We start from the raw sequence: 1,313 nt of genomic DNA, 5'->3' as shown, positions 1-1,313 counted from the left end.
GGTACGTTAAAGGGACATCCTTTACAAAGTTAAAGTCACATAGTTTACACTTTTTTAGGTTATAATTTGAGATCAAAATCAAATTATCATGCCTTGGAAAGAAACAACAACTATGGAACAGAAAATTGAATTTATCTGTGAATGGCGTACAGGAAAATACACCATCACAGAATTGTGCAAAGGCTTCGAGATCTCCAGGCCAACGGCCTATAAATTGATAGCCAGGTTCGAAAAACAAGGTTTTGAGGCCTTAAGGGAACAGTCCAGAGCTCCTGGAAAACATCCCAATGCCACCAGTGAATATATCGTTGATGGCATTCTAAATTTAAAGAAGAAACACAAGCATTGGGGAGCAAAAAAAATCAGGGAGTTGATGTTTAAAGATTTTACGCAACAAGAAGTCCCTTCTGTGGTCACCGTCCATAACATCCTAAAGAAAAACGGTTTTGTATGTCCGCAAAAACGGATGCGGAGAGTCGAACCGGTATACCCTATTTTTGATCCAAAATCATGCAATGAGGTCTGGAGTGCCGACTACAAGGGAAAGTTTTTAATGGGCAATAAGATCTACTGTCACCCACTCACCATTGCGGACTCCAAAAGCCGATTTCTGTTCACTGCAAAAGGACATTACCATGAAAACCTAAGATCTGCCAAGGCCGAGTTTACAAAGGTCTTTAGAACATTTGGCATTCCAGAACAAATACACACGGACAATGGCAGCCCCTTTGGTTCAGTGCGTACCATCCAAAGATTTACGCAACTCTCCTATTGGTTCATAGAACTGGGGATTACACCTGTTTTTTCGGACCCGGCCCATCCCGAACAGAACGGACGACATGAACGCATGCACCGCGATCTGAAGGCAGCTTGTGCCAAACCTTCAGCCTATGACCTGAAAGCGCAGCAAAGACGTTTAAATCACTTTGTAAAGGAATACAACCACATAAGACCACATGAAGCACTGGACATGAAAACACCTGCTGATATGCATGATTTTTCCACTAGGCCGTTCCCTGAAAAAATACCTAACTTTGATTACGATGCCAACTATAAAGTTCTTAAGGTGACACAAAATGGATCTATACGATGGAAATCCTATTATTGGGTATACGTGACCGCAGCATTAATGGGAAAATATGTGGGGATCCAGGAAATGGGCAACGGAATTTGGAGGGTATTTTATAGAAACACATTTTTAGGTTTCTTTGATGAAAAGTATTTAAGAAATAAAGAACAAGCAACAAGGTTAGAGACTAATTTAGTGTAAAGGCTAATCTTTAACTTGTGTAAACTATGTGCCTTAACGAACA

The 1,313-nt window shown here is 40.6% G+C and carries 1 protein-coding gene; it reads left to right on the top strand.

The window, feature by feature from the left end:
* Positions 1-112 precede the first annotated feature (112 nt).
* A complete protein-coding gene (locus tag H4O18_RS21830; protein WP_187588634.1) occupies positions 113-1,270 on the top strand; it encodes an integrase core domain-containing protein in 1,158 nt (385 codons plus the stop codon).
* Positions 1,271-1,313: the final 43 nt, after the last annotated feature.

Origin of the sequence: Arenibacter arenosicollis, assembly GCF_014397245.1 — a bacterium.
GTDB classification, from domain to species: domain Bacteria; phylum Bacteroidota; class Bacteroidia; order Flavobacteriales; family Flavobacteriaceae; genus Arenibacter; species Arenibacter arenosicollis.
The sequence above is the reverse complement of the archived record's forward strand: the minus strand, read 5'-3'. Positions and strand labels throughout refer to the sequence as shown.

Coding starts and splice junctions, on each gene's coding strand:
- H4O18_RS21830 (WP_187588634.1), top strand. CDS start 113: ATGGAACAGAAAATTGAATTTATCTGTGAATGGCGTACAGGAAAATAC.